This window comes from Halalkalibacter hemicellulosilyticusJCM 9152, from assembly GCF_000513115.1.
GTDB classification, from domain to species: domain Bacteria; phylum Bacillota; class Bacilli; order Bacillales; family Bacillaceae_D; genus Halalkalibacter; species Halalkalibacter hemicellulosilyticus.
In genome coordinates this window covers 1-21,570 of record NZ_BAUU01000045.1, presented here as the reverse complement: position 1 = coordinate 21,570, position 21,570 = coordinate 1, and the positions used below count along the sequence as shown (strand labels likewise).

General features: G+C 38.0%; 23 protein-coding genes, 13 tRNA genes and 1 pseudogene. 27 read left to right on the top strand and 10 right to left on the bottom strand.

Annotation, left to right across the window (positions count from 1 at the left end; all coding sequences use genetic code 11):
- Positions 1-151: 151 nt before the first annotated feature.
- The 4 genes from JCM9152_RS19345 to JCM9152_RS19330 all read right to left on the bottom strand — a co-directional run bounded on the left by JCM9152_RS19345 (position 152) and on the right by JCM9152_RS19330 (position 3,084).
- Entirely contained in the window at positions 152-1,072 is a 921-nt protein-coding gene (locus JCM9152_RS19345; protein WP_035347134.1) for a ClpXP adapter SpxH family protein, read from the bottom strand.
- 16 nt (positions 1,073-1,088) lie between these two features.
- Complete coding sequence (locus tag JCM9152_RS19340) at positions 1,089-1,463, bottom strand: globin domain-containing protein (protein ID WP_439644221.1); 375 nt, start codon at positions 1,461-1,463, stop codon at positions 1,089-1,091.
- A gap of 328 nt (positions 1,464-1,791) precedes the next feature.
- Positions 1,792-2,427, bottom strand: a complete 636-nt coding sequence (locus JCM9152_RS19335; RefSeq protein ID WP_035347127.1) for a lytic transglycosylase domain-containing protein — start codon at positions 2,425-2,427, stop codon at positions 1,792-1,794.
- 69 nt (positions 2,428-2,496) lie between these two features.
- On the bottom strand, positions 2,497-3,084 hold the full coding sequence (locus JCM9152_RS19330) for a CYTH domain-containing protein (protein WP_035347125.1): 588 nt from the start codon (positions 3,082-3,084) through the stop codon (positions 2,497-2,499).
- A gap of 165 nt (positions 3,085-3,249) precedes the next feature.
- Here JCM9152_RS19330 and JCM9152_RS19325 point away from each other — a divergent pair, with 165 nt between their 5' ends.
- The 4 genes from JCM9152_RS19325 (at position 3,250) to JCM9152_RS19310 (ending at position 6,018) form a co-directional block, all read left to right on the top strand.
- On the top strand, positions 3,250-3,624 hold the full coding sequence (locus JCM9152_RS19325; RefSeq protein ID WP_035347123.1) for a UPF0738 family protein: 375 nt from the start codon (positions 3,250-3,252) through the stop codon (positions 3,622-3,624).
- Between the two features lie 66 nt (positions 3,625-3,690).
- Positions 3,691-4,323 carry a GTP diphosphokinase gene (gene yjbM, locus JCM9152_RS19320; protein ID WP_035347122.1) on the top strand — a complete coding sequence of 211 codons (633 nt, stop codon included), beginning with the start codon at positions 3,691-3,693 and terminating at the stop codon, positions 4,321-4,323.
- A 20-nt stretch (positions 4,324-4,343) separates the two neighbouring features.
- On the top strand, positions 4,344-5,135 hold the full coding sequence (locus JCM9152_RS19315) for an NAD kinase (protein ID WP_035347120.1): 792 nt from the start codon (positions 4,344-4,346) through the stop codon (positions 5,133-5,135).
- Complete coding sequence (locus tag JCM9152_RS19310; RefSeq protein WP_052016195.1) at positions 5,128-6,018, top strand: RluA family pseudouridine synthase; 891 nt, start codon at positions 5,128-5,130, stop codon at positions 6,016-6,018. Before JCM9152_RS19315 ends, JCM9152_RS19310 begins: the two co-directional genes overlap by 8 nt.
- 54 nt (positions 6,019-6,072) lie before the next feature.
- On the opposite strand, the gene JCM9152_RS19305 is transcribed toward JCM9152_RS19310, so the two are convergent.
- Positions 6,073-6,510: a hypothetical protein gene (locus tag JCM9152_RS19305; protein ID WP_035347117.1), complete on the bottom strand. Its 438-nt coding sequence runs from the start codon at positions 6,508-6,510 to the stop codon at positions 6,073-6,075.
- A gap of 19 nt (positions 6,511-6,529) precedes the next feature.
- Positions 6,530-7,273 (bottom strand): bis(5'-nucleosyl)-tetraphosphatase PrpE, encoded by a 744-nt coding sequence (gene prpE, locus JCM9152_RS19300; protein WP_035347115.1) that lies wholly within the window; start codon positions 7,271-7,273, stop codon positions 6,530-6,532.
- A gap of 191 nt (positions 7,274-7,464) precedes the next feature.
- Here prpE and JCM9152_RS19295 point away from each other — a divergent pair, with 191 nt between their 5' ends.
- From JCM9152_RS19295 to fabI, 3 genes are all read left to right on the top strand, one after another.
- Positions 7,465-9,522 carry a cation:proton antiporter gene (locus JCM9152_RS19295; protein WP_035347113.1) on the top strand — a complete coding sequence of 686 codons (2,058 nt, stop codon included), beginning with the start codon at positions 7,465-7,467 and terminating at the stop codon, positions 9,520-9,522.
- Positions 9,523-9,901: 379 nt separating this feature from the next.
- Positions 9,902-10,105: a cold-shock protein gene (locus JCM9152_RS19290; RefSeq protein ID WP_035347112.1), complete on the top strand. Its 204-nt coding sequence runs from the start codon at positions 9,902-9,904 to the stop codon at positions 10,103-10,105.
- Between the two features lie 254 nt (positions 10,106-10,359).
- Positions 10,360-11,136, top strand: a complete 777-nt coding sequence (gene fabI, locus JCM9152_RS19285; RefSeq protein WP_162831729.1) for an enoyl-ACP reductase FabI — start codon at positions 10,360-10,362, stop codon at positions 11,134-11,136.
- A gap of 119 nt (positions 11,137-11,255) precedes the next feature.
- Here fabI and JCM9152_RS19280 read toward each other — a convergent pair whose 3' ends face one another.
- Positions 11,256-11,546 carry a hypothetical protein gene (locus JCM9152_RS19280; protein WP_035347108.1) on the bottom strand — a complete coding sequence of 97 codons (291 nt, stop codon included), beginning with the start codon at positions 11,544-11,546 and terminating at the stop codon, positions 11,256-11,258.
- Positions 11,547-11,702: 156 nt separating this feature from the next.
- Here JCM9152_RS19280 and JCM9152_RS19275 point away from each other — a divergent pair, with 156 nt between their 5' ends.
- The 5 genes and pseudogenes from JCM9152_RS19275 to JCM9152_RS23870 all read left to right on the top strand — a co-directional run.
- A complete protein-coding gene (locus JCM9152_RS19275; RefSeq protein ID WP_035347106.1) occupies positions 11,703-12,095 on the top strand; it encodes a hypothetical protein in 393 nt (130 codons plus the stop codon).
- Positions 12,096-12,574: 479 nt separating this feature from the next.
- Complete coding sequence (locus tag JCM9152_RS19270; RefSeq protein WP_035347104.1) at positions 12,575-12,859, top strand: CD3324 family protein; 285 nt, start codon at positions 12,575-12,577, stop codon at positions 12,857-12,859.
- A 152-nt stretch (positions 12,860-13,011) separates the two neighbouring features.
- Entirely contained in the window at positions 13,012-13,446 is a 435-nt protein-coding gene (locus tag JCM9152_RS19265) for a GNAT family N-acetyltransferase (protein WP_035347102.1), read from the top strand.
- A 114-nt stretch (positions 13,447-13,560) separates the two neighbouring features.
- Positions 13,561-14,109: a DUF2441 domain-containing protein gene (locus tag JCM9152_RS19260; RefSeq protein ID WP_035347100.1), complete on the top strand. Its 549-nt coding sequence runs from the start codon at positions 13,561-13,563 to the stop codon at positions 14,107-14,109.
- Positions 14,110-14,302: 193 nt separating this feature from the next.
- Positions 14,303-14,400 (top strand): annotated as a pseudogene (locus JCM9152_RS23870) (GNAT family N-acetyltransferase); the annotation flags it as partial.
- 193 nt (positions 14,401-14,593) lie between these two features.
- Here JCM9152_RS23870 and JCM9152_RS19255 read toward each other — a convergent pair.
- From JCM9152_RS19255 to JCM9152_RS19245, 3 genes are all read right to left on the bottom strand, one after another.
- Positions 14,594-15,247 carry an HD domain-containing protein gene (locus JCM9152_RS19255; protein WP_035347098.1) on the bottom strand — a complete coding sequence of 218 codons (654 nt, stop codon included), beginning with the start codon at positions 15,245-15,247 and terminating at the stop codon, positions 14,594-14,596.
- On the bottom strand, positions 15,244-17,571 hold the full coding sequence (locus JCM9152_RS19250) for an ATP-dependent helicase (protein ID WP_035347096.1): 2,328 nt from the start codon (positions 17,569-17,571) through the stop codon (positions 15,244-15,246). The genes JCM9152_RS19255 and JCM9152_RS19250 overlap by 4 nt, the downstream gene beginning before the upstream one ends.
- Before the next feature lie 170 nt (positions 17,572-17,741).
- Positions 17,742-17,813: transfer RNA gene (locus JCM9152_RS19245), tRNA-Gln, on the bottom strand.
- 118 nt (positions 17,814-17,931) lie between these two features.
- Between JCM9152_RS19245 and comGA the strand changes: the two genes are divergently transcribed.
- The 15 genes from comGA (at position 17,932) to JCM9152_RS19170 (ending at position 21,542) form a co-directional block, all read left to right on the top strand.
- Positions 17,932-18,975: a competence type IV pilus ATPase ComGA gene (gene comGA / locus JCM9152_RS19240; RefSeq protein ID WP_035347094.1), complete on the top strand. Its 1,044-nt coding sequence runs from the start codon at positions 17,932-17,934 to the stop codon at positions 18,973-18,975.
- Complete coding sequence (locus JCM9152_RS19235; protein WP_035347092.1) at positions 18,972-19,508, top strand: type II secretion system F family protein; 537 nt, start codon at positions 18,972-18,974, stop codon at positions 19,506-19,508. Before comGA ends, JCM9152_RS19235 begins: the two co-directional genes overlap by 4 nt.
- On the top strand, positions 19,505-19,999 hold the full coding sequence (locus JCM9152_RS19230) for a type II secretion system F family protein (protein WP_081728142.1): 495 nt from the start codon (positions 19,505-19,507) through the stop codon (positions 19,997-19,999). Before JCM9152_RS19235 ends, JCM9152_RS19230 begins: the two co-directional genes overlap by 4 nt.
- Before the next feature lie 196 nt (positions 20,000-20,195).
- Positions 20,196-20,271 (top strand) — tRNA-Ala (locus JCM9152_RS19225).
- A 9-nt stretch (positions 20,272-20,280) separates the two neighbouring features.
- Positions 20,281-20,373: transfer RNA gene (locus tag JCM9152_RS19220), tRNA-Ser, on the top strand.
- 149 nt (positions 20,374-20,522) lie between these two features.
- A tRNA-Met gene (locus JCM9152_RS19215) sits at positions 20,523-20,596 on the top strand.
- Positions 20,597-20,604: 8 nt separating this feature from the next.
- Positions 20,605-20,681, top strand: a tRNA-Asp gene (locus JCM9152_RS19210).
- A 16-nt stretch (positions 20,682-20,697) separates the two neighbouring features.
- Positions 20,698-20,782, top strand: a tRNA-Tyr gene (locus JCM9152_RS19205).
- A gap of 5 nt (positions 20,783-20,787) precedes the next feature.
- Positions 20,788-20,863: transfer RNA gene (locus tag JCM9152_RS19200), tRNA-His, on the top strand.
- A gap of 8 nt (positions 20,864-20,871) precedes the next feature.
- Positions 20,872-20,946 (top strand) — tRNA-Gln (locus JCM9152_RS19195).
- A gap of 4 nt (positions 20,947-20,950) precedes the next feature.
- A tRNA-Gly gene (locus JCM9152_RS19190) sits at positions 20,951-21,022 on the top strand.
- 186 nt (positions 21,023-21,208) lie between these two features.
- Positions 21,209-21,279: transfer RNA gene (locus JCM9152_RS19185), tRNA-Gly, on the top strand.
- A gap of 18 nt (positions 21,280-21,297) precedes the next feature.
- Positions 21,298-21,374: transfer RNA gene (locus tag JCM9152_RS19180), tRNA-Ile, on the top strand.
- 1 nt (position 21,375) lies between these two features.
- Positions 21,376-21,450 (top strand) — tRNA-Asn (locus tag JCM9152_RS19175).
- Between the two features lies 1 nt (position 21,451).
- A tRNA-Ser gene (locus JCM9152_RS19170) sits at positions 21,452-21,542 on the top strand.
- Positions 21,543-21,570: the final 28 nt, after the last annotated feature.

Sequence of the window (21,570 nt, the reverse complement as noted above, 5' to 3'; positions counted from 1 at the left end):
GCCTGTCGACAAAGTCGACAGGCTGAAGCATGAATGCTGTTTATCTAAGTTAGAAGACCACTGAAAAAGTGGGCATTTTACTTTTTCAGTGGTCTTGCAAAAGCAAGCGATGAAATTTCAAGGAAATATTTTGGATTGTATGAAAAATGATTTAGTTTAACGTTCGCCAAAACATTCCATATTTAACAGGGACCGATTCTACTTTTTGCTGAAGCATTAATGCTTTTAGTTTCTTTTCAGCTTCTTGCTCAGTAAGGTTAAAGACAACCGCGACTTCTATGGTCGAAACGAATCCATATAGTTGTAGAAATTCCTCCAGCGAAATCATCGAGTTCGCCTCTGGCTTAAAACCGAGTAAATCTTCTAGGATACCTTCATAGACATGATAGGGATATTTACCCGTAATTTTAATTCCATCTTCTTCATTGTCTACATTAAAAAAGACGAATGTCGGCACAACGTCTACACCCATTTCATGAGTTGTGTGAACGTCACTTTGTAGAGCTTCTAATGCATTTTTAGATGTAAGGTCTTGTTTAAATTCAATTAAGTCCAATTTAGCTTGCTCTGCACATTTTAGTAGAACTTGTTGATTTGTAATATCCTGCTTTTCGAGAAAGAGAGCTTCTCTCATTTTTCTTAAAAAACGTTTTCCTGCATGAGGACCTTGAAGCTCAGCGGCCTTAATGGCAACTGAGGCTAAATAAGGAGAATTAAGATCATGTTCAAGCCAAAAGTCTCCATCACAGGACATACCAGATTTTGATGCAATATCCTCCCAAATTTTGGCGATCTCTTGTTTGGTTTTTGTCAATCCTTTTTCCGTTTTCTTACAAGCATTCCAAGCTTCAAGCCGTCCGGCTACGAGGATCCTAATTCGAAAATAGCGACTATATTGAATCTGAAGCTTTTTTAAAATTGGTTCGAATGCCCAGCAATCTGCACATAACGGATCAATAAATGTATAAATTTCTATTGGTTTATGTTTTTTAACGTGATGCTTCTCATTAGGATCTAGACCACATATTCCCAGTAGCTGATCACAAGTTGTAGTTGTATCTTTACGGTTCAATGGTCATTCTCCTTTCTTAAGGGTGGTTCACCATGTGATGTGCGGTCATCGTTAGTCTCTCTAGTATATATTCACGAATATCTCCGGAAAGATTAACATCATCCATTGCTTGTTTCATACAGGATAACCAATTTTCTGCTTGTTGCGGCGTGATGACAAATGGCATGTGACGAGCTCTTAACATAGGATGACCATGTTCTTCTGTATATAACATAGGTCCACCGAGAAACTGTGTAAGAAATTGTTTTTGTTTTCGAGCTGTTTCCGATAAATCAGCTGGAAATAACGGTGCAAGCTCTTCATGTACAGAGACGTGTGAATAAAAGACATCCACAAGCTCGTGTAATTTTTCTTCTCCTATATAATCATACGGAGTTTGTGTCATATTCATTCTCCTTCTAATTGAGCTAGAGATAAGTATATATGCAAAGTGAAGTAAGTTCCAACGATTTGATTGGTCAATAAGCTTTTATACTGATGAAAGGAGTTCGTATTGTTCTTATTTTAGCAAGCTTAGCTCAGTTCATCAAATGAGATGATTGTATGAATGAATAGGTGAGAATAGTCCCATGAAAAAACAGGAGACTGTATAATGAAACAATCTCCTGTTTTAATTACAATATTAGAATTTATATGTGGAGAAGAGGTCTAACCTTAAAGACCACTGAGAAAAGTGAAATACCAACTTATTCAGTGCCCTGCGCTACCCATGGTCATTCCTATAATGTTGCATATGTGTTAAACACACGTGGTACATAGCTTTGGGTTTCTTTGAAAGGTGGGATGCCTCCATATTTATCAACATTTCCAGGCCCAGCATTATAAGCAGCTAGAGCTAATTGAACATTTCCATTGTAACGATCGAGCATCTGTCTTAAATATTTCGCTCCGCCTTCGATGTTCTCGGTAGGATCAAAGATATTTTGGACTCCGAGCATCTTTGCAGTTGCTGGCATAAGTTGCATGAGACCTGATGCACCAGCATGACTGACTGCATTAGGGTTGAAATTCGACTCATGCTTAATGACAGCATGAATGAGATTCGGATCTATTTGATACTTTTCGGCAGCTTGATCAATGATCGCTTGAATATCGCCTTTTGCTTGCTTTGTATTTGCCATTTGCTCAACAATAGAAGACGCTTGTACGTTTCGTATATTTCTTGTTACGTTTAGTGAAGGATCGAGAAATAAGCCTGCTGGTTGATTTGGTAATGTAGTTGAATCCATTTGTAATCGTTCCATTTGTTCTTGCAAAAAAGTCGAAAAGAATGATTGCATTATATTAGGTTGTGAATACGTCGTAGAGTGTGACGTAGATGTCGGTTGTAATGGTAAGAATGAAGTTATATTCATAATACACCTCTATTTATGTATAAGTCCTTTATCTAATGATATCAAATCATTGTAAAATCGACAATGTGATTATGAACGTTCCATTATTTCCTTCTGTCTAAAAAATCTCCTTACTTTGTTTTCTGTTGGTACTAGCTCAATGCCACATTGATTAAGTAAGTCTGTTAAGGTTGCTCGTGCATGTTCTTCACTATTTCCTTCATATTCAATTTCGTAATCAATTTGATCAAAGTAGCTGCTTTTATCTAAACAGAGTAAGCCATTATTAAACGGCAGTTCTAAGCGTTCTGTTGTTAGTGTACCAACATACGTAAGTTCGTTAAGTGGGATATGTAGAGAAAGCAGCTGCTTTTCTACCTCCCCTTTTGGTAGCCGATGATGATTTTTTAGCTCGTTCCATTCTTGCTCGGTCAATTTTTGATGTGTCTCTAGCTTTCCTATTTTGTGTGGTTGTTTTAAGGTAAATGTGTAGCTGTTTTCTTTTTCTCGAACACGTAAACCAGCTCCTTTATTTTTAAGAGAAAAGGAAGGGGTTTCTATATAATGATTGTGTTGACAGACTGCTTGTTCTTCTACTAAATTTAAATACTGGATCAATTCGTAATAAGCGGCGTAGGTAATGATTGATTTTACTTCAATCTCGATTTCTTGACTCATTTGGACACATCCTAACTCTTTAATGAAAGTGAAATATATATGTATTATCTCATAATTTAAATGAGAGCATCAAATAGACAATTCATACCGAATGAAATCTGATTATGGTACACTACTAATGTAATGAGTTTAAAGTGAATGATGAACGTGTGTGGAGGTTACATAATGAAGAAAATATATGTTACGAAGCTTGAGGTTGCAGATACAGCTGTAGCAACAATAGATGAACCGTTAGAATTAAGTGTAGCACAGGAATTAAAGCCTGGAGAGAGAATGCTCGTTGATTCAGATCAACTTGAATTTATTTATATACTAGAAAATGAGGAAGGCTTCTTTTATGTCTCATTTTCTGAGCCTATATGGGAATCCTTAAAGCTCATGAAAGAGCAATCAAAACGTTGTATCGTTCAGTTGAATGATCAAGTTGAAGTAGAGCTTAAAAACCTCTTTGAAGAACTAAATTATCTGTTATCTAATATTGATGGAAACGGAAATTATGGCGAGGAATTAGAAGACGCTGTTAAACGAGTCTTTCATTAAGTAGGAACTAACGTGTCATTAAAATCTTTTCTAATCATCTAGAAGAGGTAAACGGATGGTGATAGGATGAGTAATTGGACGATCTTCTTAACACCTTATAAACAGGCGGTTGAGGAGTTGAAAGTTAAATTAAGAGGAATTCGCCAACAATATCAACAAACATCAAAGCATACGCCGATTGAATTTGTTACAGGACGTGTGAAGCCAGTGATGAGTATTATAGATAAAGCTGAAAGAAAAAGTATCCCACTGGATCGTCTTGAAGAAGAGATGCAAGATTTAGCTGGTTTAAGAATTGTAACTCAATTTGTAGAGGACATTGATAAAGTATTATCTTTAATCAGAAATCGAAAGGACTTTGAAATCGTTGAAGAGAGAGATTACATTAATCACCAAAAACCTAGTGGATATCGCTCTTATCATTTAGTAATACGCTATCCGGTTCAAACGATTGATGGGGAGAAGAAGGTCCTTGTAGAATTACAAATACGCACGTTAGCAATGAACTTTTGGGCGACGATAGAACATTCACTTAATTATAAATACAGTGGTGAAATTCCTCATGACATTAAGATGCGACTAAAGCGTGCGGCTGAAGCTGCTTTTCAACTCGATGAGGAAGTGTCCATTATTCGAGATGAAGTGAGAGACGCTCAAGAAATTATTACGGCAAAACAAGAGCAAAGCGGAAAAATGTAACCAATTTGGGAGGATGAAAGATGAAATTTGCTGTAACCTCAAGAGGAGACGACTTGTCAAATGACTTGCAAAAGCGAATAAAAGAACAATTGATGAAGCATGGTCTTGTGTTTAATCAGCACGAGCCTGAGTTAGTCATTACGATTGGTGGCGACGGAACGTTATTACAAGCTTTTCATGATTATGCGAAGCGCCTTGAGGAAACAGCCTTTGTTGGAATACATACAGGGCATTTAGGCTTTTATGCAGATTGGGTACCTTCTGAGGTTGATCAATTAATCGATGATATTGTTCATAAGCCTTTTCAAGTCGTTGAATATCCATTATTAGAAGTCATTATCCATCATAATCAAGACGAAGGTGAGCGTCATTTAGCATTAAATGAGTCAACCATTAAAGGACTAGGTGGCTCCATCGTTAGTAATGTTGAGATTAAGGGGGATACTTTTGAAGTGTTTCGAGGAGATGGGCTTTGTATTTCGACACCATCTGGTAGCACGGCTTATAATAAAGCACTTGGTGGAGCGATTTTGCATCCATCGTTAGCTTCGATTCAAATTTCTGAAATGGCCTCTATTAATAATCGTGTCTATCGAACCATCGGCTCGCCACTTGTGTTGCCAAAGCACCATGTTTGTTTATTGCGGCCATTGAATGAAGTGGAAGTGCAAGTGACAATTGATCACTATACGTTAGAGTACCGGCACATTCATTCGTTGCAGTGTCGAGTCGCAGATGAAAGAATTCGCTTTGCTCGTTATCGATCATTTCCTTTTTGGAAGAGAGTAAAGGAGTCGTTTATCCGTGAGTAACTTTGTAGCAACTTTTGAATGGGTGGTAGCGAACGACCATCATAAGCTGTTACGCCCTTTTTTAAGAGAAGAATGTCAGCTCTCAAAAAGAGGACTAGCTCATATTAAATTTAATGGTGGTATGATTATGGTGAATGGGCATGAAGCAACGGTCCGTTCACCTTTGCAATGTGGTGATGTCGTGACGGTCGGATTACCGTTAGAAAAGCGAAGTGAATCACTTGATGTTGAGCATATCCCTCTTTCGATTATCTATGAGGATGATCACTTTATTGTAGTTGATAAAGTCGCGGGCATGTTAACAATCCCCTCAAGAGAACACCCTAATGGAACGTTAGCAAACGCGATATTAGGTTACTACGAACGGATTGGACTGCCAACGACGTTTCATGCGGTCAACCGATTGGATCGAGATACATCAGGTCTCCTTATAATTGCTAAGCATCGTTTTGCCCATGATCGCATGTCAGATTTACAGAATAAAGGAAAAGTGAAACGATACTATCAAGCTCTTGTTCACGATCGTGTTCACCCTCCTAATGGAACGGTAGATGCGCCAATTGGTCGTGCAGATGACAGTATTATTACTAGGATGGTTACCGAAAATGGAAAAAAGGCTGTTACTCACTATCATACTTTAACACAGAAACGAAATTACTCCCTGCTTTCCATACAATTAGAAACAGGGAGGACTCATCAAATTCGTGTCCATTTTGCTTATTTAGGGCATCCGCTTTTAGGTGACGATTTATATGGAGGAAAGCGGGATTACATTTCTCGTCAGGCTCTTCATTGTAATAAAATTGAATTTACGCATCCTTTTATAAAGGAAACAGTTACGATCACTTCGGAATTGCCAAAAGATATGAAGCAGCTTCTGTAATGGTATAGAACTATTTCCTCACAGCTTATAAGATTAATGAGTAAATGGCACCTATTAGTCGGTGACTTCAATCGTTTCAATGACATATTTAGCAATGAGCTCATCGTCAGCGTTGTATAGTTCGACTGTGACGGCATTTTCTAGTACTTCTGCAGAAATGGAATCGACCTCAATAATATCAGAGGAGATCGCATAGCTTTTTCCACCATCAATCTGAAACCATTCAGGTTCACCGTCACGGTTGGCGAATAGAAGAGACTGCTGATCATCTAATTTTTCTTGTAAAGGTTGAGAAAATGAAAATACAGTATATAACTCAGGGCTAGGTAGCTGTCCGGTATTTTCATAGCGTACATATACACTGAATCGTGTTCCCTCCTCATTTAAAAAAATCTTCGTCTCGTCTTGATCAATGTTAAGCGATAATTGTGGACCACATGCACTTAATAGTAGAGTAAGAATGATAGCGATGGGAAAAAGACGTTGTTTCATCAGAACACTCCTTTGTTCGTTATGATTCAAATGATCGAAATTTTTCTTGCTGATATGGTTGCTGTGATGGGACTTGGACAACATTTAATTCAGGGTATTGTAACGCAGAGAGAGCTCCACCAAACACACAGCCAGTATCAATATTTACGGTGTGATTCACAAAGCGTACATGCTTAGTTGGTGTATGACCATAGACAATCCATTCATTCCCACTATGGTGCTGTGCCCAATCTCGACGTATCGGAGTTCCATCATCATTCGTTTCGCCGGTAATATCCCCGTATAATACAAACGTTTTAACACGTTTGTTGAATAGGCCTATGTCTTTTGAACGGATACCTGCATGAGCAATAATGAGTCTACTTTCATCTAGTATATGGTAAAGTGGAGATTGATCAACTAATTGAGTAAATTGTTGCTTAATTTGTTGAAATTCTTGTTTGTCTAAGGAATTCAGCTCTGCAACAGTCGTTTCAAGGCCATGTTTAATTTGAACATTACGTCCAATAAAATAACGATAAAGCTTGTCACAATGATTTCCAGGTACGTAAAAAGCTCGGTTTTGTTTGACAAGATGAGCAACTAAGCGAATGACATCAAGAGAATTAGGCCCACGATCAGTTAGATCGCCAACAAATGCCAGCTTTCTAGTGGAGTCATGATGTACATAGTCTAATTGATCTTGTTTATAGCCTAGTTTTTGCAGCAAGCTTATTAACTCATCATAACACCCATGAATATCACCGATAATATCAAGTTTCATACTAGCCTCCATTGTAAACGTTTTGTTCATTATCATAGCGTATTTACTATTAGTGACGCAAATGCTCAAGTGTTCGTTTGCAAGCCATAAGTATTTTTAATTTTAACGATATTATTTTGCAGGTTAATGGACTTTTCATCATGAGTTATAGATTGAATAATAAGGTAGTAAAAAGGAGGGTTACTTAAAGTATGCTAGAGCCTGTAACAAACCCAGTGTTAATCTTTGCGATTGCTATGACTATTTTCCTGATTGCCCCTCTCATCATGAGGAAGCTTCGAATTCCGGGTATTATTGGCCTTATTTTTGCTGGGGTAATCGTCGGTCCAAATGGAGTGGGGCTACTAGATCGTGATCCGACTATCATTTTATTAGGAACAGTTGGTTTATTGTATATTATTTTTATTGCTGGACTCGAAATTGATTTAGAAGGGTTTAAAAAATATCGGAAGCGAAGTTTGACGTTTGGCTTTTTATCCTTTCATTTACCCTTTTTAATTGGTGTGTTAGCGACGTATTATTATGGATATCCATTGGCAGCGGCAATCTTGCTTGGCTCACTACTTGGCTCACATACGTTATTAGCTTATCCGATTGCTAGTAGGCTAGGTGTGGCGAAAAACAAGACCGTTACTACGGCTGTTGGCGGAAGTATTATGACTGATACTCTTGCCTTATTAGTGCTAGCTGTTGTAGCTGGTTCGACACAAGGGGCATTAACGCTTGACTTTTGGCTCATGCTGCTTCTATCTATGGTCATTTATGTAGCGGCAGTTTTTCTCATTGTTCCGATTGTGGCTAAATTTTTCTTTCGTTCATTTAGTAGTGAAGGTGTTTTGGAATTTGTCTTTGTCATGACTGTCCTATTCGTATCAGCCTATTTTGCTACTGTAGCTGGTTTGGAGCCCATTATTGGTGCATTCCTAGCAGGACTCGCATTAAATCGATTTATTTTTGAGCAAAGTCCACTAATGAATCGAATTAAATTTATTGGTAATGCCATTTTCATTCCTTTTTTCTTATTATCAGTTGGGATGCTAATGGATTTACGGATTTTATTCCTTGAGCCTAGCGCATGGATTACAGCAACACTTGTCGTTATACTTGTTATCGTAGGGAAGTTTGGAGCCGCTTGGTTAACAGGGAAAATATATCGTTATTCAAATGAAGAAATGTGGTTAACGTTTGGGTTAACGATTCCACAAGCTGCAGCGACTCTTGCAGCGACTTTGGTCGGTTTTGATCTTGGATTATTCGATCAAGCAACAGTCAATGCGGTGATTGTCATGATATTGGTTACGTGTATGATTGGTCCTTATTTAGTAGAAAAGAATGCCCGAAAGCTCGCACTGAAAGAATCGCAAATGCCTTATGAACCGACCAATGCACCACAGAGAGTGATGGTGCCGATTGCGAATCCACAAACGTTGGAATCGTTAATGGATTTGGCGTTTATGGTAAGAGGCTCTTCATCAGAGTCCTTATACACGCTATCTGTTGCGAGAAGCAGTGAAGAAGGTTCTTCAGCCCAAGTTGTCGAAGCAGAGAAGCTGTTAGGTCATGCTGTCCAATACGCAGCTGGAGCTGAGGTGCCGATTCATATGCTTACTCGTGTTGATCCGAATATTACAACAGGGATTGTTAGGGCGATAGAGGAGACGAGAATAACGAATGTCGTTATTGGATGGAATGGAAAGCTATCGACACCGCAGAAAATATTTGGAGGAGTTCTGGATCAATTGCTTGAGCGGACTTCTCAAATGATCCTTGTCTCTAAGTTAGGGCACCCTCTTAATACAACGAAGCGAATTGTGATATTGATTCCTTCTGGCTTTGATCATAAAGTTGGATTTTATGAACCGATTAAGGTTGTGAAACGGATGGCTAATCAGATTGGGGCGACGATTGCTGTTTTCGTTATTAAAGATCAACCCTTATCTTATCAACAAGGGTTTCAAAAGGTGAAGCCTGATGCCCAAGTGACATTAACGAAGCTAGAAACGTGGAATGAGTGGAATCAGGAATATTTACCCCATTTAAAAACGGATGACATTGTCATTGTGTTTAGTGCAAGAAGAGGTACAATCGCATGGCATCCACAACTTGAGCGATTACCACGTGTACTAGCAAATGCTACTCCGAAAAGCTTTATTATGATGTATCCTGTAGAAGAAGGTAAGGTGGATTCACGAGGTACGCGGGGCTTAGATGTACCTAAGACGTTTCTTTCGGAGAAGTCATACGATTAATAGAAAAACGAATGATGATGAGAGAATTGAAAAAGTGAGTGTAAACTTTTTCAGTGGCTTTCATTTGAGCAGGGTAATTATATATGGAAAAACGCTCGCTCCTAGGGGCGCTGGTTATAACTGTCTAACACCCTGTCATTAGTTTAATTAGAATGGTCATTATAAGTGCTTTCCTTGTATTTTATAATTGTTTTTTTTTATGGTGTTTTTATTATTTGGGCTAAATGATTTGCAATTTTTTCCCTTTCCTGCTATGATAAAGAAGAATTATTTTTGTTCGGTATGAAGGATAGTGTGAATATCGACTTTTCGTCTTGATGATACTTTGGGCAAGGATAGTTATATAATGTGTGGTAACACACACTAGGAGGAAACAAAAATGGAAATAGGTACAGTAAAATGGTTTAATGCAGAAAAAGGTTTTGGCTTTATCGAACGTGAAGATGGAGACGATGTATTCGTACACTTCTCTGCTATCCAAAGTGAAGGCTTCAAATCATTAGACGAAGGTCAGAAAGTAACGTTTGACGTTGAGCAAGGTGCTCGTGGAGCTCAAGCAGCTAACGTTCAAAAATCTGCTTAATCTTAAATCGTTTAAAAAACAGACTCTTTATATAGGGTCTGTTTTTTTACGTTCTAAAGCATAAAAACTCCTACTTAACGTTCGAGTAGGGAGAAGATACGATAATGCTTATAGGATAACATACTTGTTTGAAACTATGCAGGATATATATTAGTTATTCATTTTTCTTAGGTAGAGTAGGATTCTATTTTAATATCTGTTATAATAATTAGTACTAGGTATTAAGAACAACTAATAATGGAGGTTATGAGATGATTCAATTATCATTAGAAAATCGTACATATGTCGTCATGGGTGTGGCAAATAAGCGAAGCATTGCCTGGGGTATTGCTCAGTCTTTGGCAAAAGCAGGTGCTAGACTTATTTTTACATATGCTGGTGAAAGGCTAGAGAAGAATGTTCGTAGTTTAGCAGAAACGTTAGATCGTTCAGATCATCTTATTTTACCTTGTGATGTAACGGATGATGCTGAAATTGAAAAGACGTTCTCACAAATCAAAGAAGAAGTTGGGACGATTCACGGAATTGCTCATTGTATTGCATTTGCCAACAAAGATGAGCTAGAAGGTGAGTATTTAAATACAACTCGAGATGGATTCTTACTAGCGCAAAATATTAGCGCTTATTCTCTAACGGCTGTTGTCAAAGCAGCTCGTCCACTGTTCACTGAAGGCGGAAGCATTTTAACGTTAACGTATTTAGGTGGAGAAAAAGTCGTAAAGAATTATAATGTGATGGGTGTTGCAAAAGCGTCTCTCGATGCGAGCGTGAAATATTTAGCGAATGATTTAGGTAAAGATAATATTCGTGTAAATGCTATTTCAGCTGGCCCAATTCGTACGTTAGCAGCAAAAGGAATTGGTGGCTTCAATGATGTCTTAAAAGAAATTGAAGAGCGTGCTCCGCTTCGTCGAACGACAACACAGGAAGAGGTTGGCGATACAGGCTTATTCTTAATGAGTGATTGGTCTCGCGGGATTACTGGTGAAATCATTCATGTAGATAGTGGCTACAATATTGTATCTTTATAAATAGTAAGAGTGAAGAAAAGGTGTTTGCAGGAGATTCTTATTCTCAAGCAAGCACCTTCTTGTGTTTCGGGTTAAGAGCTTATTGACTCAGTATCCAGAAGAGAATAGAAGCCCGACAACTATTTTCGCCAAACTTTCTTGGCTGTCCATTGATTGAAAGGTTGAGCAGTGAAGGTATAGTGTTCGAATTGGTGAATAGGTGTTCGTTTGTAATAAGTGAAAACAGAATGACCCAAAGGAATGGAGTTTACCTCTAGTTCCTCAAGTAGATGATCCTTCTCTTTTAAATAAATGTTAATCCGTCTTAATGTATGTCGATCTCTACGGTCTACAGTTGTCCGTTCATAAGCTTCAATAGCCTCTTGTAGTTGCTGAAATGCCTCCTTTAAGAACGTTTGTTGATCCTCCATAAAAAAACACCTCTCATTCATATAAGATCTTGTTCATGTATATGTCCTACTCGTTCGTTCAAGAAGTAAAAGCTTGGTAAGCATTTTGAAAAAGATACATATAATGCGTTGGAACACCGTATAGTGTAATAACATGTATGGGAAAGGAGCTCTAACATGAGGAAACGTGCATTCCCTTTATTGTACATTTATCAAAAAAAAGAAGCAGAAATTGAGCCGGAGCAGCAAGAATTTGTTTATAAGAAGCATGATGAAGTGAATGGTCAGGAAGATATTCAAAGAGGAGAGCCTGTATTAAACGAACTTGAAGATGATCCGCACTATGAAGTAGATTTAAGTAGTGTATTGGAACAGCCTGAATCGTTAGCAAGTATGCTTAAGAAGCAAAGCGAGGAGAAGAAGCCAGTTGAACTTAAAGTAGCGGATGCTGTATACATCGGTACAGTATCACTTGAAGGGGATCTGGTCTTCTGTCAAGTAGATCCGAAATCAAATGAACAAGTATCTTTTTCTTTAAAGGAAATTGATTCAGCTACCGTAAAGGAATAGTTTATATGCCACTGAAAGGTCATTCTTTCAGTGGTTTGAGCTTGTCGAAAATGTCTCGCAAAAGCTAGACGGTCGAAAGGCTTTTCTGGATTAGAGAGCATGACTATGATAAGTCACTCCGAATTGTTACCGGAATGGAGGCACGCTTTCCGCGGAAAGCGAAGTATATATGTCCACCACATTGTATTTGTTTATAAAAAAAGTTGCACCGTTTTCCCCTTTGGATATGACTGTCTATAGTGTACAAAAGAAAAAGAACATCTATTGAAAAACAAATAGTTAAAAAAATGGAGAATTGGTTTCTAGGAATCCATAAAAATTATGATATGATTTTCATTGAAGGGAAAATTTTAGAAAAAAGGAGGATGGTTATTGTATGAGAAAGAATACATTTTTTGCATAGCAAAGGCTATGTGAAAAAATCAAATAAAAATAGCCTTTGCTCTTTCTAATATAAATTAATTATTAGGGGTGCAAAAATGAGCTATAAAAAAGCCAAGGATATTTTGCCGTCGGAATTGTTAGAGTTAATACAAGAATATGTTGATGGTGAATATATTTATATCCCTCGAAGTGAAGATAATAAAAAAAGTTGGGGATCGAATACTTCCACAAGAAGAGAATTGAATATAAGAAATTCTAACATTTATACCGATTATTTATCTGGAATAGATATAAATACTTTAAGTGTAAAATATTATTTGTCTTCAAAGAGTATTCAAAGGATCATACTTAAAGAAAAAAAGATCAAGAACAGTATTTGAATTAAGTCAATGTGGTTTTTACCGCATTGGCTTTATTTCTTTTATGAATTAAGTATGAGGTATCTTTGATTGATGTAAGTCAAATATAATTAATATAGTAACAACAAGTATTAATCATAGAATTATAAAAAAATCAAAAGGGGAGTTTTACAATGGAACTTCATATTAGTAAGGAAATAAATAAAAATGATAAACAATATATTGACGATGAACTTTACAGGTTTAATTTGAAGCACTTTCCAAAAGATTTGGCAGGTAGATATGAGGAAATCAATTTATTTCTTAAGGATGATAACGGTAATCTTCGTGGTGGAATCCTAAGTGCAGTATGCTGGAATTGGTTGGAAATACATACTGTTATTTTGGATGAGGACATAAGACATTCTGGGTATGGAACTAAATTATTAACAGAGCTTGAGAAAATTGCTTTTGATAAAGAATGTGATTTCATAAAAGTAGATACTTTGAGTTTTCAAGCGTTAGATTTCTATAGAAAGAATGGCTTTCAAGTGTTTGGTAGTATAGATAATGTAGGTAGAGATTTTGAACATTATTATTTAAAAAAGGATTTACATGTTAAGTCGTAGTTAATATACATAATGTTTAACGGGTGCAAGGGTTTGTATGTACTTGCGAGAGCATTGGTTTAACAAGACATATCCTTATGCTTTTTTATAAGAAAAAAAGAAAGGAATACCATAATGGCTGGAATTTATTTGTATCATGTAGTTACCGAAAAACCTATGAAGCTTGGACAAATAATAATTTTTGATAATAACCAGTATAATGGCGTTTATATTCGGGTTATGGCTTGCAAAAATATACTAGATGGCAACAAGCCTATTGGTCACCTTTCAAAATTTATAAATTCAAATTTGGAATACTGGACTGTTAGAACATACAGAGAATTAGCGTTGGAAAAGGTAAGAAAGGAAAAATATCCAAACTATCCTTCTAGAATGTCATGTTTATACACCTCAAAAACTTTAATAGATGCAGAAATGTGGGCTAATTCTTTTATAAATAGTGGTAGAAAAGTTTATCAAATTGTTAAATTACGAACAGATGGTAAGCTATTTGATGGTGATGCGTATAATGTATTTGACGGAACTGATAATGCTGCAGAAAATGAAGGAAATGCAGATTACTACTGGAGTAATAAACCTAATAAATTTGGTAAAGAGCAATTAATTGAAACGTTAATAGATGACAATATAGAAGTCGTAAAGATAGTAAAGGAATTTTCTTAAAGAGGTTGTTCAAAAAGGTCAAAAACTGACCTTTTTGAACAACCTTGCAGCCATAGCTATGCTTCTTGAGATACTTTTTGAACACGCTCTTAAATGGGTACGATTGTTGTACAAGTACCTGTGTCCTTATTACAAATAAGGGTCAGGTTGTTAAGGGGAAGAGCTAATTAGCAAGTTCATCTTGAATCTGTAAATTGAAAAATGTGGATTTACCTATCTGAATAGACGATAGAAAATGAACTATATAATCATTATAAATTAAATAAGTCAGAGTGGATGAAAAATCAATAAAAGAAAATGTTGTTGTTCAGAAAAGGAAGCGGTTGTTTAAGATCAAAGCCATAAAGGATCAAACTTTCCTTTTACAAAAAATGTATACTAACTCACAAAAATAGAATCCATCTTGGTAAAACTATATTTTAAAGCTACAAATGTATTTGTTAGGCTTCTCATTTATACGTATTTAATGGTCATTAAAGGCGGTTTAGAAGGGGGCTTCATTTCCCCATTCATCATAAAATTGTGAAAGAAATTGTTTCATATACTGATGGCGTTCTTCAGCACGACGTTTTCCTTCATTCGTATTCATAAATCCTTTGAGCTTGAGCAGTTTCTCATAGAAATGTCCAATCGCACTCGATGGCGATTGGCGGTATTCTTCCACGGTCATTGATTCGCGGTAATGAGCTTTTGGAACGTGCATTAAATGTCCTTTGTTGCCAGCATACATAAATGTTCGAGCAATTCCAATCGCTCCAATGGCATCTAGACGGTCAGCATCTTGTACAATTTGTGCTTCCAATGAAGTGACGGGTGCGTTGTTACCACCTTTGAACGAAATGGTTGTTATTATGGAAAGGATCGTGTCCTGCTCATTCTTCGGTACACCTTGATCCACTAACCAATTGGTAACTTCCTCGATCCCTGCCTCTTCACTTTCAACGACTTTATCATCGATTAGATCATGCAGTAGTGCTGCTAATGTTATGATAAATCGATTACCACCTTCAACTTTGGAGATTTCTACGGCTTGCGTTGTCACTCGTTGAATATGGTGCCAATCATGACCAGAGGATTCATTCTCTAATTTAGATTGAACCCATTGTCTTGTTTGTTGAATAATCATGTCTTGATTCATGTATTTGTTCCTCCCTTATGAGTGAGCTTTCTCGTTGATAATTGATTCATTTCTCGAACAAATCGAGAACGTTGGACTTGTTTTCCTCTGCGTTTTGAAGGGATTGAGATCGATATAGTATCAATCGCTCTCGTAATCGCTACATACATTAACCTTCGTTCCTCTTCTAATGGTTTCTTATCACCTTCACGCAGCGCTTCTAAGGCGTAGTCATGAGGAATACCCCCTTCAACAGCTTCGATGAGATACACATGTTTGAATTCTAATCCTTTAGATCGGTGAATCGTTAGTAATTGAACAGCATTAGTAGCTGAACGTTGCAAGCGAAATTCTTCAAATTTGGCGGTCATATGATCGACATATTGTAAGAAAGCTTCTAGTGATTCATGCTGCTTAGCAACTTCCTTTAAATCTTTGACATCATCAGAACCACGATCCATTTTGTTTCCTTCATTTCCTTGTTTCTTCACATAATCGGCTAATCCCATTTCTCGTTCAATAAATACGATCGCTTCGTATGGCTGGAGTTTGTGTAACTCGTTAAATTTAGCAGGGAGTGAGCGTAGCTTGCGCTGCTGGAAAGGTTGAATCCCATTCACCTTAGCTAATGCATCTATGAATGAGCAGTCCTCCATAATGCTGAGCGACTTGACTTCTTGTATTACTTCTTGTTTTAAGAATAGGGCACCAACTAAATCTGTAAGAGCTTTTGGATCATTTTCGTCAAATGCTAAGCGCAAGTATGCGAGCACTTTTCTAACAGTTCGTCGTTTATAAAATGATTCACCATCCATCTCAAGTTGGAATGGAATACTCGATTGAATAAATCGTTCAATTAGGGCTCTAGCAGCTGTATTTGTTCGAAACAGAATAGCAAAATCATTTGGTTGATGACCCTTTTGAATCTTTTGTTTGATATCTTGCACGATCATTGTCGCTTCTTCTTCTTGATTAAAAGGGTAGAACATGAGTGGAAGCTGTTCAGAATGCTGCTGAGCGATTAATTGCTTCTGAAACCTTGTCCGATTCGATGTAATGATGTTATGCGCAGTTGATACAATTTCATGGCTTGATCGATAATTTTGATTTAATATCACCTTTTTTAAATGTGGATAAGATCGGTCGAAATGTAACATGAAGGAAGGATCGCTTCCTCTGAATGCATAAATCGATTGATCATCGTCTCCTACGATACATAGGTTATTTGACTTTGTTAACATTGCAATTAGCTCGTACTGAATTTTATTCGTATCTTGAAATTCGTCTACAGATACATATGTAAATCTTCGTTGGTAACGACTTAAAACATCTGGGTGTTTTTTGAAAAGGTCATATGCACCTAGTAGCATATCATCAAAATCGAACGACTGATTTTCGCTTTTTATGGCTTCATATCGTTTATAGAGATAGAGTACTTTTTCTTCCCAAGGATTTGTCGTTTTCACAAGATCCGGAGTAAGCATATGATTTTTCCACCAACTAATTTGAGTGAGTGCTTGATCATAGGCAAAGTCTTTTTCATCTATGTCTATTTCGCGACCTGCGGATTTGAGAATGGCTTGTCTTTGCCAGTCCATACTCAATAGCAATGGAGATGCCCATTTTTTTGGTTCGTGATGTAATAAGATTTTATAGAAAATTCGATGGAACGTCCCGATCATTAGTTGATTAAGTAATGTTTGATTCATGTTCGGGTATGTGGCCATTCTCTCCTTCATTTCTTTAGCAGCTTTTGCTGTAAAGGTAACCATAATGAGCTTCTTTGGAGAATAATGAAGCTCAGTTAACATATAAGCTGCTCGAGCTGTTAATACACGAGTTTTTCCACTTCCAGCTCCAGCTAAAATCATAACAGGTCCTTCCGTTGTTGTAACAGCTTCCCATTGTGAATCGTCAAACTGGATTCCTCTTTCACATAGTTCTTTCCTATATCCAGAAAGGTTTCCGCTTGTCGTCTGTTGGGCGGCTTGAAAAGGAGGGATCGCTTCGACGAATTCAGGTTTCTTCCAAACGTGTGAATTCTCTTGCTGATGGCTAATCATTCGACTTTTTGGCAATTGAAATCCATTTGTTACGTGAGTAGTGCCGTGCTCAGGTTGTTGTAGCTTTTTTTCCATTTCGATAGCCGCTTCCAAACATTGCTCCGTTAGTTGAGAATGTATGAATGTAGGTGGCTCATCTATACTTAGTTGTAATTGCACCGGCGTGTGGCAATGAATACAAGTGACTTTATTGTTTAAACTTGCGAGATATAAGGCTTGCCAAAGCTCTCGCTCATATGTAAATAAGGAAATGATTTTCCCTTGATAAAATGCGACGTTCATGCAAATAAACTCCTCTCAAACCATCTTTCTCTATCGTAGCAAAAATGTTCGAAGCATACACAGATAAAGTTTATCATTTTTGAAAAGAGTTAGAATTAACGATTCATCAAAGGAGTGAAAAGAAGAAATGAAAAACGAGCCAAATGTTTATTGGCTCGTTGGGGAGGTGACTGGGCTAGTTGGATTCGAACCAACGAGTCACGAAGTCAAAGTCCGTTGCCTTACCGCTTGGCTATAGCCCATCGACTTAACTATGACTAGTATGTGACGACTGGATAAATTTATTCAAAAATAAAGAAGGATTTCTTAATAAAATGTCGAACTAGGTGATGAAGTGTAGAAAGGAGAGTGAAATGAATTTTGGAAGATATAGAACCATTTTGTATGTCACTCATTAACCAAGCAATTGGGAAACAAGCATCAGATATTCATTTCTTAATGAATGATAGCCACTGTTCGATCTTTTATCGAAGTAGTGGTCAGCTTAAGAAATGGAGAGAATTGCCGTTACGTATAGGAGAACGGCTAGTTAGTCATTTGAAATATCGTTCAGGGATGGACATAGGGGAACAACGGAAGCCTCAAAGTATGGCCATAACCCATAAACGAAAGTATTCTACGTATTCTCTTCGTTTATCAACTCTACCAAATAAGCAGTCAGAAGGTTTAATTATTCGTATTTTACCCCATCGTATGACTCACTCAATTGCTACACTTTCCTTATTTCCTCAAGCATCTTCTCAATTACATCAATTACGTACATTCCAAAGTGGCTTATGTTTATTTGCTGGTTCAACAGGATCAGGAAAGACAACAACGTTATACGCGATTCTTGAGCATATTCGTCATAGTGGGAATAAGTCAATCATTACCATTGAAGACCCAATTGAAATTCCTTTAAATGATATTGTTCAAGTTGAAGTCAATGAAAAGGCTGGACTAACGTTTGATTCGATTTTAAGAGCTGCGTTACGTCATGATCCAGACGTTATTCTTGTAGGTGAAATTAGAGATGAAGAAACGGCTGCGTTAGCTGTTCGTGCATCATTAACAGGACATTTAGTATTGGCGACTGTTCATGCCAATGACGTACAGACGACGTTTTTACGCCTTCTGAATTTAGGGGTGAAATCGAGGGATTTAATAGACTGTTCCAAAATGGTTATGGTACAGCAATTGGTAAAGTTACGATGTCCGTTATGTTGTCACGAAGCTGAAGAGGACGAAAGGTGTAGTTGTCAGAGGCCTTTACGAAAAGCGTTAGTCGAAGTTGTAGTAGGGGAGGAACTGAAGTTGTTGGCAAAGGGTCAACTTACGAGAAGAAGTTCTTTTAAAGATCAAGCGAGAAAGGCTTGGGTGTTAGGTTATATAAGTGAAATGGAATTTCGGAGTTTTTTAACATGATAAGAAGGAAAATGATGATCAATGCAGAAATGATCGACCACCTTGACCGAATAGGGTCATTGTTGGAAGTAGGGTACCCGCTTGATATATCTTTGTCGTTTGTGACGCAATATGCGTCAGATAAATGGGTTGAGAGAATGAAAGAGGTTATGTATTCATTGCAAGAAGGGTATTCAGTACATGAAAGCTTTGATGTAGAAGGAGTTCCTAGAAGTATCATTCTTTTTCTTTATTTTTATGAAAAGCAGGGAGATTTACCTAAAGGATTTATTGAAGCAAGCCGCTATTTAAGGCAGCAATTAAAATGGAAAAATCAGGTTATTAAATTAGTTAGTTATCCGATTTTCCTTTTACTATTTTCAGGAATGTTAATGAGCATGATGTATTTATTTGTGCTTCCTAATTTTAGTGAGATGATTTCAACTACTTCGTCATCCGATTTTGTTTTCACATTTGTTGAACTTCTAAAAAAAGCTCCACTTATTCTCCTTATGTGCTGTGTGTGTGTTATCCTCCTTTTTTACTCTATATGAACCGTCTAAAAAGCTTATCTCCTCTTCATAAAATAAGTCATTTCATAAAAATTCCATTAATAGGGCGATTATTAAAATTACTTATTACGTATGTCTTCTCACTACAATTAGGGCGAATGCTGAAGGCGGGAATGACGATTCAACAGGCGTTGCAACAAATACAGGATCAGCCATACGTCGAATTTTTGAAGTTAGAAAGTGAACGCTTAATGATAGGGCTACGTTTTGGACAATCGTTAGCAGAAGTTATTGAAGAATCACCTATTTATCAAAAAGAATTCAGTTCAGTCATCGCCAATGGTTTCCGTACAGGTTATATAGCGACAGATTTAATTTATTATAGTACTATGCTCTATACCGAATTAGAACGAATGATTCAAAAAGGTCTGTATAGAATCCAACCAATTATGTTTATGCTAATCGGTTTTATCGTATTATTCTTATTTTTAGCTACGTTGTTACCTGTCTATGAAATGTTAAATACAATGTGACTCGTATTAATATAATAAAAAGATCATCAATTCTAGTTGCAATTATTTGGTGAATTGTGTTATATTATAAATCGTCGCTGAAAAGTGATGATTATTTTTTTTGAATTGTTGACTTGGTTTATATTGTATGTTACATTGATTAGGTCGCTGTTTTTTAATAGAAAGATGAATATACTGAAAAATGAATGATTGCTTAGGGGCCTTAGCTCAGCTGGGAGAGCGCCTGCTTTGCACGCAGGAGGTCAGCGGTTCGATCCCGCTAGGCTCCACCATTTCATTACGGAGGAATACCCAAGTCCGGCTGAAGGGATCGGTCTTGAAAACCGACAGGCGGGTTAAACCGCGCGGGGGTTCGAATCCCTCTTCCTCCGCCATCATGATAAAACTACGCGGGGTGGAGCAACGAGCGTCCGCATCGTCGAACAAACACCGAGTCACATCGACGCATGATGGCACCGAAGCGATACGAGAAGAGGAGATGTTTTCTTCTTTGAAAAAGCAACATCCATAAACTTTAAAACGACGCGGGGTGGAGCAGTCTGGTAGCTCGTCGGGCTCATAACCCGAAGGTCGATGGTTCAAATCCATCCCCCGCAATACCAGAAGGTCCGGTAGTTCAGTTGGTTAGAATGCCTGCCTGTCACGCAGGAGGTCGCGGGTTCGAGTCCCGTCCGGACCGCCATTTCTCTTTAAATTGTGGAGGGGTAGCGAAGTGGCTAAACGCGGCGGACTGTAAATCCGCTCCCTCAGGGTTCGGCGGTTCGAATCCGTCCCCCTCCACCACTATGGCGGTTGTGGCGAAGTGGTTAACGCATCGGATTGTGATTCCGACATTCGTGGGTTCGATTCCCATCAGCCGCCCCATCTAACGTTGGGCTATCGCCAAGCGGTAAGGCAACGGATTTTGATTCCGTCATGCGCAGGTTCGAATCCTGCTAGCCCAGCCATATTGCGGAAGTAGTTCAGTGGTAGAACACCACCTTGCCAAGGTGGGGGTCGCGAGTTCGAATCTCGTCTTCCGCTTTTTGTTCAATCTCAGTTATATAGGAAAAAAAGAGAACATGCGGGTGTAGTTTAGTGGTAAAACCTCAGCCACGAGCTGAACTTCTTCTGAACAAACACCGAGTTGTCTTGACGCAGCAAGCATCAAAGCGATACGAGTAGAGGAAGAGACATGAAAAATCGTTGGTAGAACATGATAAATAACATGCGGGTGTAGTTTAGTGGTAAAACCTCAGCCTTCCAAGCTGATGTCGTGAGTTCGATTCTCATCACCCGCTTTGAAAACAAGTTACTGTGGGCCTGTAGCTCAGCTGGTTAGAGCGCACGCCTGATAAGCGTGAGGTCGGTGGTTCGAGTCCACTCAGGCCCACCATTCCACAGTAGCTCAGTGGTAGAGCTATCGGCTGTTAACCGATCGGTCGTAGGTTCGAATCCTACCTGTGGAGCCACGGAGAAGTACCCAAGTGGCTGAAGGGGCGCCCCTGCTAAGGGTGTAGGTCGTTTACGCGGCGCGAGGGTTCAAATCCCTCCTTCTCCGCCAGTTTGTTTCGAATTGGCCCCGTTGGTCC